The 12,380-nt window shown below is 70.8% G+C and carries 13 protein-coding genes; 9 read left to right on the top strand and 4 right to left on the bottom strand.

The window, feature by feature from the left end:
• Positions 1–15 precede the first annotated feature (15 nt).
• From RAB70_RS02225 to RAB70_RS02215, 3 genes are all read left to right on the top strand, one after another.
• A complete protein-coding gene (locus tag RAB70_RS02225; protein ID WP_148829676.1) occupies positions 16–624 on the top strand; it encodes a TetR/AcrR family transcriptional regulator in 609 nt (202 codons plus the stop codon).
• A gap of 154 nt (positions 625–778) precedes the next feature.
• Positions 779–1,297: a cytochrome c5 family protein gene (locus tag RAB70_RS02220; protein ID WP_017915253.1), complete on the top strand. Its 519-nt coding sequence runs from the start codon at positions 779–781 to the stop codon at positions 1,295–1,297.
• Positions 1,298–1,390: 93 nt separating this feature from the next.
• Positions 1,391–3,157 (top strand): ExeM/NucH family extracellular endonuclease, encoded by a 1,767-nt coding sequence (locus RAB70_RS02215; protein ID WP_148829675.1) that lies wholly within the window; start codon positions 1,391–1,393, stop codon positions 3,155–3,157.
• A 1,162-nt stretch (positions 3,158–4,319) separates the two neighbouring features.
• Here RAB70_RS02215 and RAB70_RS02210 read toward each other — a convergent pair.
• Positions 4,320–4,703: a MerC domain-containing protein gene (locus RAB70_RS02210; RefSeq protein WP_148827215.1), complete on the bottom strand. Its 384-nt coding sequence runs from the start codon at positions 4,701–4,703 to the stop codon at positions 4,320–4,322.
• A 75-nt stretch (positions 4,704–4,778) separates the two neighbouring features.
• Between RAB70_RS02210 and RAB70_RS02205 the strand changes: the two genes are divergently transcribed.
• Entirely contained in the window at positions 4,779–6,104 is a 1,326-nt protein-coding gene (locus tag RAB70_RS02205; RefSeq protein ID WP_148827217.1) for a GTP-binding protein, read from the top strand.
• A 61-nt stretch (positions 6,105–6,165) separates the two neighbouring features.
• On the opposite strand, the gene RAB70_RS02200 is transcribed toward RAB70_RS02205, so the two are convergent.
• Entirely contained in the window at positions 6,166–7,029 is an 864-nt protein-coding gene (locus RAB70_RS02200; RefSeq protein ID WP_148827219.1) for an EamA/RhaT family transporter, read from the bottom strand.
• A gap of 86 nt (positions 7,030–7,115) precedes the next feature.
• Here RAB70_RS02200 and RAB70_RS02195 point away from each other — a divergent pair, with 86 nt between their 5' ends.
• Positions 7,116–7,781: an alpha/beta hydrolase gene (locus RAB70_RS02195; protein ID WP_148827221.1), complete on the top strand. Its 666-nt coding sequence runs from the start codon at positions 7,116–7,118 to the stop codon at positions 7,779–7,781.
• Positions 7,778–8,875 carry a cell division protein ZapE gene (zapE, locus tag RAB70_RS02190; protein WP_017911914.1) on the top strand — a complete coding sequence of 366 codons (1,098 nt, stop codon included), beginning with the start codon at positions 7,778–7,780 and terminating at the stop codon, positions 8,873–8,875. The genes RAB70_RS02195 and zapE overlap by 4 nt, the downstream gene beginning before the upstream one ends.
• 27 nt (positions 8,876–8,902) lie before the next feature.
• Here zapE and RAB70_RS02185 read toward each other — a convergent pair whose 3' ends face one another.
• Positions 8,903–9,301, bottom strand: coding sequence for a hypothetical protein (locus tag RAB70_RS02185; RefSeq protein ID WP_148827223.1), 399 nt, complete (start codon positions 9,299–9,301; stop codon positions 8,903–8,905).
• A gap of 141 nt (positions 9,302–9,442) precedes the next feature.
• On the opposite strand from RAB70_RS02185, the gene RAB70_RS02180 reads away from it, so the two are divergent.
• The 3 genes from RAB70_RS02180 to RAB70_RS02170 all read left to right on the top strand — a co-directional run bounded on the left by RAB70_RS02180 (position 9,443) and on the right by RAB70_RS02170 (position 11,354).
• A complete protein-coding gene (locus RAB70_RS02180) occupies positions 9,443–9,901 on the top strand; it encodes a MarR family winged helix-turn-helix transcriptional regulator (RefSeq protein ID WP_148827225.1) in 459 nt (152 codons plus the stop codon).
• Between the two features lie 87 nt (positions 9,902–9,988).
• Positions 9,989–10,420: an organic hydroperoxide resistance protein gene (locus RAB70_RS02175; RefSeq protein ID WP_017908249.1), complete on the top strand. Its 432-nt coding sequence runs from the start codon at positions 9,989–9,991 to the stop codon at positions 10,418–10,420.
• A 163-nt stretch (positions 10,421–10,583) separates the two neighbouring features.
• Positions 10,584–11,354, top strand: a complete 771-nt coding sequence (locus RAB70_RS02170; protein ID WP_148827227.1) for an NAD-dependent deacylase — start codon at positions 10,584–10,586, stop codon at positions 11,352–11,354.
• Between the two features lie 31 nt (positions 11,355–11,385).
• Here the strand turns inward: RAB70_RS02170 and RAB70_RS02165 are convergent, their stop codons facing one another.
• On the bottom strand, positions 11,386–12,309 hold the full coding sequence (locus tag RAB70_RS02165) for an alpha/beta hydrolase (RefSeq protein ID WP_148827229.1): 924 nt from the start codon (positions 12,307–12,309) through the stop codon (positions 11,386–11,388).
• Positions 12,310–12,380 lie beyond the last annotated feature (71 nt).

Genomic DNA, 12,380 nt, shown 5'->3' with positions numbered 1-12,380 from the left:
ACTTAGAATCACGCCATGGCCTACAAACGCTCCGCCCTGATGGAAGAACGCCTCGCCGGCAACCGCCAGCGGATCCTGCTGGCGGCGCGCCGGCTGATCGCCGCCGACGGCTTCCGCGGCGCCCCGGTGACCGCGGTGGCGGCCGAGGCCGGGGTCTCCACCGGGCTGATCTACCGGCATTTCCCGTCCAAGGCCGAGCTGTTCGTGGAGGTGCTGACCGCCGCCGTGGAGCACGAGCTGACCATCCTGCGCGCCATCGCCGCCGCACCGGCGCCGGCCGCGCAGCGCCTGCGCGATGCCATCGCCTCGTTCGTGCGCCGCGCCCTGGCCGGCCCCGGGCTGGCCTACGCCTTCATCGCCGAGCCGGTGGAGCCGGAGGTGGACGCCGAGCGCATCCGCTGCCGGCGCCTGCTCGGCGACGTGTTCAAGGGCATCCTGGCCGAGGGCGTGGCCGCGGGGGAGTTTCCCGCGCAGGACCTGGAGGCGGCCGCGGCGTGCCTGGTCGGCGCCTACACCGAGGCCCTGGTCGGCCCGACCGCGCCCAGCCGCGACGGCCCGCGCGACAGCGAGCGCCTGGTCGAGGCGGTCTGCGGGTTCTGCCTGCGCGCGGTGGGCAGCGCCTGAGCGCGACCGGGCGCGCCGCCTGCGCCGAACTGCTGCGATGCAGCACGCATCGCCTGCGATTCCGTGTGCTCCCGGCGTGCCGCGCGGCGCAAACGCTGGCTATACTCGGTCGCGTAGCGGTGGTCCGGATTACCACGTGCCAAAGGGGTGTGATGTGCGGAATTACGACCTCGAATTTCTCAAGCGCTTCTCGATGGTGATCGGCCTGCTGGTGCTGATCACCCTCGGCCTGATCGTGTTCGCGCATTACCTGCAGCGGGCCATCCCGCCGGAGGTGTCGCCGGTGGCGCTCAAGCGCACCGAGGAGCGCATCGCCCCGGTCGGCGCGGTCTACGCCGGCAGCACCGGTGCCGCGGCGCAGGCGGCGGCACAGGCGGCGGCGCTGGCCAAGGCCTCGGCGCAGGCGGCCTACGGCGGCACCACCGACGGCAAGACCATCTTCAACAACCTGTGCACCGCTTGCCACACCACCGGCGTGGGCAAGGCGCCGACGCTGGACCACGCGCATTGGGACAAGCGCATCGCGCAGGGCAAGGAGACGCTCTACAAGCACGCCATCGAGGGCTACACCGGCCCCGACGGCGGCATCATGCCGCCCAAGGGCGGCAATCCCGGGCTGACCGAGGAGCAGATCCACGCCACCGTGGACTGGATGCTGGCCAACCTGAAGTAACCTTGCGCCTCCCGCACGCCACTGCGCCGCCTTCGGGCGGCGCATTCGTTTCCGCGCCCGTCGCGTGCCGGCGCAAACAAGGAGAGTGATCGCATGCGCATGCCGCCGCCATCGTTGTTGTCGTTGCTGCTGCTGGTCGCAGCCCCCGCCGCGCAGGCGCTGACGCCGCCGACCCTGCTGCCGATCGGGCAGTTGCGCCCGGGGCCGCAGGCGCAGGGCGTGGTGTTCGAGGGCGTGGTCACCGCGCGGGTGGAAGCCGGCGGCAGCGGCTACCTGGTGCAGGATGCCGGCGACGACGATCCGTTGACCGCCGACGCGCTGCTGGTGCGCGGCGATGCCGAGCGCAGCCTGGCACCGGGCGATCGCGTGCGGGTGTGGGGCGAACTGGCGCCGCAGGCCGCCGCGTCGGCCAAGGCCGGCACGGCTTTCGTCGGGCGCAGCGTGCTGGAGCAGGGGCATACCGTGCTGGCACGGGCGCAGCCCTTGCCGCTGCAGGTGCTCGATGCGGCGCCGGCCGACTGGTCGGCGCTGGCCGGCATGCGCGTGCGCATCGCCGCGCCGCTGACCGTGGTCGACAACGATGCGCTGGGCAAGACCGGCGAACTGGGCGTGGCCTTCGGCGGACGCCTGTGGCAGCCCAGCGAAGTGGCCGCGCCCGGCAGCGCCGAGCAGGCGGCGGTGGTGGCCGACAACGCGCGGCGCGGGCTGCGCCTGGGCACGCTCGGTGCGCCGACGCCGACGCCGACGCCGACATCAACATCGGCAACGGCAACGGCAACGGCAACGGCAAAACTTCCGGACTATCTGGGCAGCGCCGCTGCACCGCCGCGCGCGGGCAGCACGGTCCAGGACGTGGAGGGCATCGTCGGCGGGGTGATCGATGGCGTGGCGCGGCTGTACCCGATCGCCGCGCTGCAGCTGACGCCGCCGCCGGAACCGGCGCCGCCGCAGGTCGACGGCACCTTGCGCATCGCCGCCTTCAACCTGGAGAACTTCTTCAACGGCGACGGCCGTGGCGGCGGGTTTCCGACCCTGCGCGGCGCGCGCACGGCGGCCGAGTTCCAGGCGCAGCTGCGCAAGCTGGTGGCGACGATCCGCCCGCTGCAGGCCGACGTCGCCGCACTGATGGAACTGGAGAACGACGGCTATGGCCCGACCTCGGCGATCGCCAGCCTGGTCGACGCGCTCAACGCAGGCGGCGGCGACTGGCGCTTCGTCGACGCCGGGCGCGGCCCCGGCGACAACCCGATCCGGGTCGGGCTGATCTACCGCGCCTCGCGGGTGAGCCCGGTCGGCAAGCCGGCGATGCTGGAAGGCGGGCCGTTCGCCGAGCACAGCCGGGTGCCGCTGGCGCAGGCGTTCCGTCACGGCAACGGCGCGCCGTTCGTGGTGGTGGCCAACCACTTCAAGTCGAAGGGTTGCGGCGAAGCCGGTGGCGCCGATGCCGACCGCGGCGACGGCCAGGGCTGCTGGAACGCGACCCGCACCGAGTCGGCGCGCCGCCTGGACGCCTGGCTGCGCAGCGACCCCACCGGCACCGGCAGTACGTCCAGCGTGCTGCTCGGCGATTTCAACGCCTATGCGATGGAAGATCCGTTGCGCCTGCTGCGCGACGCCGGCTGGCGCGATGCGCTGCAGGAGGCGCATGTCGCGCAGCCCTACAGCTTCGTCTACCGCGGCCTCAGCGGCCGGCTGGACCATGCCTTGCTGAGTCCGGCGCTGGCAGCGCGGTTGCGCGGCGCCGCCGAATGGCACGTCAACGCCGACCTGCCCGACAGCGATGGCTACCGCGAGCGCGATCTGCCCGGCCCGTGGCGCAGTTCGGATCACGATCCGTTGTTGCTGGGGTTTGATCTGTAGGCTGGGAGTGGGGAACTGGGAATGGGGAATCGGAAAAGCCGATTGTCGGCCTTCCTTTCCCCGTCCTTGATGTGTGGGACATTCCTGCTGGAGGCTCACGTCCTTCGCGAGGCGCACGACCGCCTGTTGTGAGTAGATGTGCTGTGTTTCAGGCCGGTTGCAGTGAGTGTCCGGTCTTACGCTTCACTGCTATCTCTTGAACGTTGCTTCTGTCCATTGTGCGCTGGTCGCACATGTGGCTTGGTGCTGGCCGAAGCTGTGAGATGGGGGTGTTCTCGCGCTAAGAAAGGCGACAGCCTTGTTGCTGTTGCTGTTGCTGTTGCTGTTGCTGTTGCTTTGGCATTTGCCGTTGTTTCTGCTGTTGCCGTTGCTTTGGCTTTTGACTTACCGGGTTCCCTTCCGCAGCGGCGGATGGACCGGGGAAACACCCGAAGGGCGGCGCACATGGATGTGCGCCGTTCGCGGCAGGGGCAGGATGCCCCTTCCGCGAATCCCCGGTGCATCCGCGGACCCGGAGCGCGCAGCGCGGAGGGCGCAAGGCAGGGCGCGCTTTCTTTTGGTTACCTTTTCTTTGCGCGAGCAAAGAAAAGTAACTCGCCCGAAAGGGCGAAAGCCTTTGCTGTTGCTTCAATCTTGAGTGTCAAACGAGAAGATCTGTAGGAGCGGCGTCAGCCGCGACAAACGTAATTGATCATGGCTGTCGCGGCTGAAGCCGCTCTTACGATCCAGCGGTCGTCACCGTAGCAGCAAGTGCAAGAGCAAAGCTTTCGCCTTGCGGCGAGTTACTTTTCTTTGCTTGTGCAAAGAAAAGTAACCAAAAGAAAGCACACCCTGCCTCGCGCCCTCCGCGCTAACGCGCTCCGGGTCCGCGTCCATCCCGGGGATCCGCGGAAGGGGCATCCTGCCCCTGCCGCGGACGGCGTACATCCATGTACGCCGCCCCTTCGGGGTTTTTCCCCGCGATGGCCGCCGCTTCGGAAGGGAACCCGGTAAATCAAAAACAAGAGCCAAAGCTAAGCAACAACAACGGCAACCGCCAAGGCACAGCAACAGCAGAAGCGACGGCAACTGCCAAGGCGACAGCCACAGCAAACCGCGCCTTGATCATGTTGCCGTTCGGCGACCGCACGCCATGCGTCGCAGCGTGCGCGTGCACCCGGGCTCAATGCCCGCAACGCCGCCGATGCCTGCGCCAGTTCCACAGGTGCGCACCGGCCAGGGCCAGGCTGCCGCTCACCGTCATCGCGGTCTCGCTGGCCTCGTCGGGAATGCCGAAAGCGCCGGCCAGCAGACCGAGCAGGCCCAGCGCCGCCAGCGTCCACAGCGGCCAGGGCAGCGCGTCGCGCTGGTGCCCGCGCCACAGCGCCAGCCCCGCCAACGGCGCGGCGATTGCCACGAACACCACGTGCACCCACTCGGCCTCGGCCCAGACGCCGAACAACGGCAGCGCCGCGGCCAGCAACGGCAACGCCAGGCAGTGCAGCAGGCACAGCCCGGACAACACCATCGCCGAGGCGTCGAAGAAGGATTGCGGCAGGGATTTCATGGACGTCCACTCCAATGCTTCAAATGTTATATAGTAACATTTCTAGCCCGCCACGCCTCCGCGCCGATGCCCGCCATGTCCAATGCCGCCATTTCCGATCGCCGCCTCCCCGTCACCGTCCTGTCTGGCTTCCTGGGTGCCGGCAAGACCACCCTGCTCAACCGCGTGCTGCACAACCGCGATGGGCGCCGGGTGGCGGTGATCGTCAACGACATGAGCGAGGTCAACATCGACGCGGCGCTGATCCGCGACGGCGGCGCCGCGCTCAGTCGCACCGAAGAGACCCTGGTCGAGTTCAGCAACGGCTGCATCTGCTGCACCTTGCGCGACGACCTGCGCCAGGAGGTGCAGCGCCTGGCCGAGAGCGGGCGCTACGACTACCTGCTGATCGAATCCACCGGCATCTCCGAGCCGATGCCGGTGGCGGCGACCTTCGCCGTGCGCGATGCCGACGGCCGCGGCCTGGCCGACCTCGCGCGCCTGGACACCATGCTCACCGTGGTCGACGGGGTCAGCTTCCTGCGCGACTTCGGCTCGGCCGAGCGCCTGGCCGACCGCGGCCTGCAGGCCGGGGACGACGACGATCGCGGGTTGGTCAACCTGCTGGTGGAGCAGATCGAGTTCGCCGATGTGATCGTCATCAGCAAGGCCGACCTGACCGATACGGTCACGCTCGACCGCACCCGCGCGGTGCTGCGCGCGCTCAACCGCGATGCGCGCATCGTCGAGGCCAGCCGCGGCGACGTACCGCTGGAGCTGGTGCTGGACACCGGCCGCTTCGACTTCGTGCGCGCGCAGCTGGCGCCGGGCTGGATGCAGGCGCTGCGCGGCGAGCACGCGCCGGAGACCGAGCAGTTCGGCATCGAAAGCTTCGTCTATCGCGCGCGCCGGCCGTTCCATCCGCTGCGCTTCGCGCGGCTGGCGCAACGCGGCCTGCGCGACGTGATCCGCAGCAAGGGCTTCTTCTGGCTGGCCAGCCGCATGGACTGGGTCGGCGAACTATCCATCGTCGGCGCGGCCACCCAGACCCAGGCGGCCGGCTTCTGGTACGCGGCACGCGAGCGCGTGGACCGCGGCCTGCTGGACACGCCGCTGGCGCTGCCGCCATCGCCGCTGCCGTACACCGAGCTCGGCTGGCAGCGCCAGCAGACCTCGTGCTGGAACGCGCCGCCGCCGCAGGCCGAGGAGGTCGGCGACGCCCGCGAGTACGCGGCGCTGCGCGCGATGTGGCATCCGCTGTGGGGCGATCGCCGCCAGGAACTGGCGGTGATCGGCGTCGGCCTGGACGAGGCGCGGGTGCGTGCCGAACTCGATGCCTGCCTGCTCGACGATGCCGAACTGCGGCAGGGGCCGGTGGTGTGGCAGGGCTTGGAAGATCCGTTTCCGGTGTGGAGGCGCTGAAGGGCCGGGAATGGGGAATCGGGAGTGGGGAATCGTAAGAGCGGGGTGCGGGTGGTGATGGTTAGCTGCCTGCGCCCATCGCGATCAGGACGATCGCCGGCACCGCCAGCAGCAGGCCGAGGCGGTTCCAGCGGTTGGTGCGTTCGCCGAACACGGCGATGCCGAGCAGGGTGCCCAGGCCGATCACACCCAGGTTCATCGCCGCGAACACGCTGGCCGGGCTGTCCGGCAGGGCCTGGTGCGCGCGCACGTAGAACAGGATGTTGCCGAAGTTGAGCGCGCCCAGCAGCAGGCCGGCGCCGAGGTTGCGCCAGGACAACGGGGCGGTGCCGCGCAGGTGGCGCCACAGTTGCACGCCCAGCAGCAGCACGAAAGCCAGCGCGAAGGCGACCAGCAGCGAGGCGGCGAACGGCGTGCCGGCCTGGGCGATGCGCTTGAGCAGCACGTCGATCGCGGCGAAGCCGACCCATACCAGCAGCAGCCACGGCGCGGTGCGTGCGGTGCTGTGCGCGGCCGCCTGCGGTCGCTGCACGATGCCGACGATCGCCAGCAGGCCCAGCGCCAGGCCGGCCAGCTTGGCGCCATTGGCGCGTTCGCCGAACCAGAGGAAGGCCGCCGCCAGCGACAGCAGCAGCGACAGCCGCTGCGCCGCGTCGGTGCGCACGATGCCGGCGTTGGCCACCGCGCGGCCCAGCACCAGGAACAGGCTCGGCAGCAACACGCCCAGCGCCAGCAGCGACACCCACGGCGTGTGCGCATCGCCCAGTGCGGCCAGCGGCGGCTGCAGCAGGGCGGCGCACAGCAGCAGCGCCGCCAGGTAGTTCCAGGTCACCGCCTGGGCCAGGTCGATGCGCCGCTGCGGCGCCAGCTTCAGCAGCGCCGAGACCAGCACGCTGCACACCACACTCAACAGGACGAAGACCACACGCAGGATCCGGATCGGGAGGAAAAAGAACGCTGCGTGCACCGCTTCGGCATGTGGCCGCGACCCAGCCCCGGTATTATGACCGCATGACCTCTCCCGCTTTCCCCACCGCTTCCGGCGCACTGACGCTGCAAGGCCCCGCCGGCCCGATCGAGGCCGCGGTCGATCTGCCCGACGCCGACGTCGCCGCGCTGCCGGTCACCGCCATCGTCTGCCATCCGCTGTCCACCGAGGGCGGCAGCATGCACAACAAGGTGGTGACCATGGTCGCGCGCGCGCTGCGCGAGCTGGGCGTGCGCGTGGTGCGCTTCAACTTCCGCAGCGTCGGCGCGTCTGCCGGCAGCTTCGACCACGGCGACGGCGAGCAGCAGGACCTGGCCGCGGTGGCCGCCTGGGTGCGCGATCAGCGTCCGCACGACGCGCTGTGGCTCGCAGGTTTCAGCTTCGGCGCCTACGTCTCGCTGCGCGCCAGCGCCGCGTTGCAGCCGCAGGTGCTGATCTCGATCGCGCCGCCGGCCGGGCGCTGGGATTTTTCCGGCATGGCGCCGCCGCCGCAGTGGCTGGTGATCCAGGGCGAGGCCGACGAGATCGTCGATCCGCAGGCCGTGTACGACTGGCTGGAGACCCTGGAGGCACAGCCGCAACTGGTGCGCATGCCCGACACCAGCCACTTCTTCCATCGCAAGCTGATCGACCTGCGCGGCGCGTTGCAGCACGCGGTCAAGGCCTGGCTGCCGGCGGCACAAGCGTGAGCGCGGCGGCATTGCCGTCGCAGCGCTACGCCGAAGGCGTGGCGCGCGGCGACTGGCGCGACGATCCGGCGCAGCACGCGGCGCTGGCCGAACTGGACCGCATCCATACCGCGATCGTGGACGGCGACCAGGAGGGCTGGCTGGACCGGCTGTCGGCGTTCTGGAAAAAGCCCGAGCCGGTGCGCGGGCTGTACTTCTGGGGCGGGGTCGGCCGCGGCAAGACCTTCCTGGTCGATCTGTTCTACGACGGCCTGCCGATCGCGCGGAAGTACCGCACGCATTTCCACCGCTTCATGCGCGGCGTGCACGAGCGCCTGCGCGAGCACGCCGGGCAGAGCGATCCGCTGGCGAAGATCGCGCAGGAGTGGCGCAGCCGGCTGCGCGTGCTGGTGCTGGACGAGTTCTTCGTCACCGACATCGGCGATGCGATGCTGCTGTCGCGCCTGCTCGAGCGCCTGTTCGCCGAGGGCGTGACCCTGGTCACCACCTCCAACACCGCGCCGCAGAACCTGTACCTCAACGGCCTGCAGCGCGAGAGCTTCCTGCCGGCGATCGGCTTGCTGCAGACCTATTGCGTGGAGCTTTACGCCGAAGGCACCGAGGACTACCGCATGCGCGCGCTGACCCGCTCGCCGGTGTACCGCGCGCCGCTGGCCGAGGACAGCGACGCCTGGCTGGGCGAGCGCTGGAGTGCGCTGACCGGCAATGCCGAGGCACGCCGCGGCAACATCGAACTGGAAGGGCGCAAGATCCCGGTGCGCGCGCGCGGCAAGAGCATCGTCTGGTTCGATTTCGTCGCCTTGTGCGAAGGCCCGCGCGGTCCCAGCGACTACATCGAGATCGCGCACGAGTTCACCACCGTGCTGCTCGGCGGCATCCCGCACTTCGACCGCATGAACGAGGACGCGGCGCGGCGCTTCGTCAACCTGATCGACGAACTGTACGACCGCCACGTCAACCTGGTCTGCACCGCGCAGGATCCGCCGCCGCTGCTGTACACCGGCGAGCGCCTGGCCGGTGCGTTCGAGCGCACCGCCTCGCGCCTGATCGAAATGCAGAGCGCCGAGTACCTGGCGGCAGCGCACCGGGTCTGAGCGCAGACCGATGCCCGCGGTGCGGGTTCAGCGCACCGCGCCGGGCGCACACAGCCCGGCGACGAAGCGCGGCATCAGGCCTGCGCCAGCGATCTCTTCCAGATAGGCGGCCGCCGGGCAACCGGCGCCGCCTGCGCTGTGCGCGCAGCGGGCCGGCCCGGACGCGCCGTCCTGCGGCAACTGCCGATCCATGGCCTGGCGCTGCGCCGCGGACAGCCCCTCGCGAAACGTCTCCTCGGCATCGAGCAGATCGGCCGGGGTGAGCCGGTCGGTCGGCACGCCGGGGCACTGGCGACGGGTTTCCCGGGCCAACGCGTCGGCGCCGGCACCGACCAGCACCGGGCCGTCGGGCAGGGTGTTGGGCACGGCCTTGGACACCATGGGGGCAGCGCCGAGCGCGGCCAGCAGCAGGAACGATGCGCGCATGCGGAAGCTCCTCAAGTTGCGCGCAGCGTAGTCCTGCGTCGCTGTCAGCACGAGGGGAAGGGCGGCGCCCGCTTCAGCCAGGAGTCGGCAGGGCATAAATATCGCTTGCTATTGAATCGCGCGCTATGTAATGTAGTGCCCATGGACCGTACCTCTGCCCCCGACGCCATCTCCCTGCTGAAGCTGGATACCCAGCTGTGCTTCGCGCTGTATTCGGCCAACCTGGCCATGCACAAGCTCTACCGCGGGCTGCTGCGCGACCTCGGCCTGACCTATCCGCAGTACTTGGTGATGCTGGTGCTGTGGGAGCAGGACCAGCGCAGCGTCTCGGACATCGGCGAGAAGCTGTTCCTGGATTCGGCCACGCTGACCCCGTTGCTCAAACGCCTGGAGGCGATCGGTCTGCTGACCCGCAGCCGCGCGGCCGAGGACGAGCGCCGTGTGCTGATCGCGCTGACCGCCGACGGCCAGGCGCTGCGCGCGCGCGCGCAGGCGGTGCCGGAAGGCGTGCTGTGCGCGGTCGCCTGCGACCTGCAGCAACTGACCCGGCTCAAGCACGACCTGGAAGAGGTCCGCGGCAAGCTGCAGGCCGCGGCCTGACCGATTCCCGTCCCGATCGCGCATTTCCCTCTACGCATTTCCCTCTACCCCATGGCGCCGCGGCGCCGCCCTCGAAGGAGAACCACCATGGCTTCACCGACCACCATCGCCTACACCGCCACTGCCACCGCCACCGGGGGCCGCGACGGCCGCGCCGCCACCCCGGACAAGGCGCTGGACGTCAAGCTGTCGACCCCGCGCGAGCTGGGCGGCGCTGGCGGCGACGGCACTAACCCGGAGCAGCTGTTCGCGGCCGGCTACTCGGCCTGCTTCATCGGTGCGCTGAAGTTCGTCGCCGGGCAGGAGAAGGTGGCGCTGCCGGCCGAGACGAGCATCGAGGGCCACGTCGGCATCGGCCAGATCCCGGGCGGCTTCGGCATCGCCGTGGAACTGCGCATCGCCGCGCCGGGCCTGGAGCGTGCGACGCTGGAATCGCTGGTGGAGAAGGCGCACCAGGTGTGCCCGTACTCCAACGCCACCCGCGGCAACATCGACGTCAAGCTGGTCGTGCTCGACTGAGCCAGCGCGATGTCCGGGCCGGCGCCTGCGCCGGTCCAGGGCGACACACGACGGGCGGCCACTGGCCGCCCGTTCGCGTTGTGGGCGCCGCGCGTGTTGCCACGCACATTGAGGCCACCCCGCGGGGGTGCAATAGTGTGAGCTTGATCAAATCGGGCGCGCCATGCTCAGTTCCGCCTACAACGCCGAGACCGTCGCCGCCTTCATCCAGGGCGCACGCCGTCTGCTGGTGCTGACCGGTGCCGGCATGTCCGCCGAGAGCGGGGTACCGACCTTCCGTGGCCAGGACGACAGCCTGTGGTCGCGCTTCGATCCCGAGCAACTGGCCACTGAGGACGCCTGGCGTGCCGACCCCGCCCTGGTATGGGGCTGGTACCGCTGGCGCATGGCGATCGTGGCGCAGGCCCAGCCGCACGCCGGGCACCTGGCGCTGGCGCGCCTGGCCGAGGTCCGCCACACCACCCTGGTGACCCAGAACGTGGACGACCTGCACCAGCGCGCCGGCAGCGAGGTCGCCGCGCACGTGCACGGCCGGCTGTCGGCGCTGCGCTGCAGCGACTGCGGCCAGCCCTGGCGCGGCTTGCTGCCGCCGATCGACGTGCACACGCCCAGCCAGCGCCTGGTGCCGCCGGTGTGCGCGGCCTGCGGCGGCACGGTGCGCCCGGGCGTGGTGTGGTTCGGCGAGGCGCTGCCGGCGGCGGAATGGGCGCGCGCGCAGAGCGCCGCCGACGCCGCCGACCTGGTGCTGGTGATCGGCAGTTCCGGCCTGGTCTATCCGGCCGCCAGCCTGCCGCTGCAGGCCAAGGAGCGTGGCGCCTGCGTGGTCGAGATCAATCCCGAACCCAGCGCGCTGTCGGCGCGCGCCGACCTGCACTGGCGCGACAGCGCCGCGGTGGCGCTGCCGTTGCTGCTGCAGCAGTGCATGGTGACCTGAGCCCGGTTGTCGTGGGGGCCGTGCGCGGTGCTCAGCGCAGCGTGTGCAGGAACGCGTCCACCGCCGCGGTGTAGGCCGAGGGCAGGCCCAGGTCGCGGTTGATCTCCGCGTGGCTGGCATCCTGCGGCAGCACCTCGACGCGGATGCCGCGGGCGCCGGCCTTGCTGGCCAAGTGGCGCGCCTGCGCGCAGGCGTCGGCGCGGCGGCTGGAGCACACCGCCAGCAGCGGCGGCGCGCTGGCGCCCATGACGTGGTACGGCGAGGCGGCGATCCAGTCGCTGCGCACGCTGCCGAAGGCGCGGTCGTACAGCGGCAGATGCCGTTGCTGCATCACCTGCTCCACGTCCATCGCTGCACTGTCCAGCGCCACCGTGCCCAGCGGTCGGCGCGCCCCGGCCTGCGCCAGCAGATTCGGCGACAGGTCCAGCAGGCTCACCAGATGCGCGCCGGCCGAGTGGCCCATCAGCACCAGCCGTGCCGGATCGGCGCCCCACTGCGGCGCCAGTTGCTGGATCCGCGCGACCGCGCGCGCCACGTCTTCTGCCTGCGCAAGCGGCGTGGCCTGCGGCAGCAGGCGGTAGTTCACCGACACCAGCACATGGCCCTGCGGCAGCCAGTGCGCGACCTTGTTGGCGGCCACGCCGGGGTTGTCCTTGTCGCCGTCGGCCCAGCCGCCGCCGTGCACCATCACCAGCAGCGGCGCCTGACGTGCGCCGGCCGGCAGGTACACGTCCATGCGCTGCGCCGGGTCCGGGCCGTAGGCGACGTCGCGTAGCACCTGCGCGCCGGCGGGCAAGGGCGCGCGTGCGCCGTCGGCGCCGTCGCGCGTGGCCAGGCGCTGCAGCAGGCGGGCGCGCAGGCGCCCGTCCTGGGCGTGGACGGGGGCGGCGAGCAACGGCAGCAGCAACATCAGGGCGAGCAGGCCGTGGGTGGGCGAGGGGCGGGACAGGCGCATGAGCAGATCACTCCATGAGGACGGCGAGGAGGGGCGTGGCGCGGCCGACGCGTGCGGGCGTCGGCGCGCGC

This window comes from Xanthomonas sontii, from assembly GCF_040529055.1.
Lineage (GTDB): Bacteria > Pseudomonadota > Gammaproteobacteria > Xanthomonadales > Xanthomonadaceae > Xanthomonas_A > Xanthomonas_A sontii.
This window is presented reverse-complemented; position numbering and strand designations above follow the sequence as displayed.